We start from the raw sequence: 876 nt of genomic DNA on the forward strand, positions 1-876 counted from the left end.
TGAGCGTTTTCAGCGGGACCACCGATCGGGTGATGGCCTGGGTGCCCGCAACGGACAGGGCCCCTGCGCCGTTGGGTGAGGTGTTCGAAGTCTCAACCTGCCGGTCCAGGAGCCCTGTTGGTTCCCTATCCTGCCGCACTCGACCTGCCTCATGCGCTGGTCGAGTGGGTCACGATGCTCATCGTCACCCGTGAGGGTGACCGACGCTGCAAACTCCGCCCGCATCAGCGCGCCCTCGTCGCTCTCGCCTACCTGCGCAAGCACGACACCCTCGCCCAGATCGCCGGCGGCTTCGGCATATCCGTGGGCACCGCCCACGCCTACACCACCGCGGTCGTGCGACTCCTCGCGGACCGGGCGCCGGGCCTGCTCAAGACTCTGCGCGAGCACGACCCGGACTACGTGCTCCTGGACGGCACCCTCAGCGAGTGCGACCGCCTGGGCGACGGACGCACCGATTACTCCCACAAACACCGACGCCACGGCGTGAACGTGCAGGTCGTCACCGATCCCGAAGGCCGGCTGCTGTGGATCTCACCGGCACTGCCGGGCCGCGCTCATGACCTGACCGCCGCCCGCACCCACCGCATCATCCGGATCTGCGAACGCCAAGGCGTCCCGATCGTGGCCGACCGCGCCTACATCGGCGCCGGCTCCTGGGTCACCACCGCAATCCGCCGCCCGCCAGGCGGAGAACTGTCACCGACCGAGCGGACGCTGAACCGGGCACTCGCCCATGCCCGTGCTCCTGTCGAACGAGGTGTCGCCCGGCTGAAGTCCTGGCGGATCTTCCGCCGAAGCCGCTGCAGCCCGAACCGGATGACAGCCATCGCTGCTGCGGTCCTGACCCTGGAGAGGCAACGCTGAAAACGCTCA

At 68.6% G+C, this 876-nt stretch carries 1 protein-coding gene; it reads left to right on the forward strand.

Features of this window, described 5'->3' with window-relative positions:
* The first annotated feature begins 117 nt into the window (after positions 1–117).
* The gene (locus HW445_RS32620; RefSeq protein ID WP_180224343.1) at positions 118–867 is read left to right on the forward strand and encodes a transposase family protein; all 750 of its coding nucleotides are present in this window, start codon (positions 118–120) and stop codon (positions 865–867) included.
* The last annotated feature ends 9 nt before the right edge of the window (positions 868–876 follow it).

Source organism: Streptomyces sp. UH6 (assembly GCF_013421635.1).
GTDB classification, from domain to species: Bacteria; Actinomycetota; Actinomycetes; order Streptomycetales; family Streptomycetaceae; genus Streptomyces; species Streptomyces abyssomicinicus.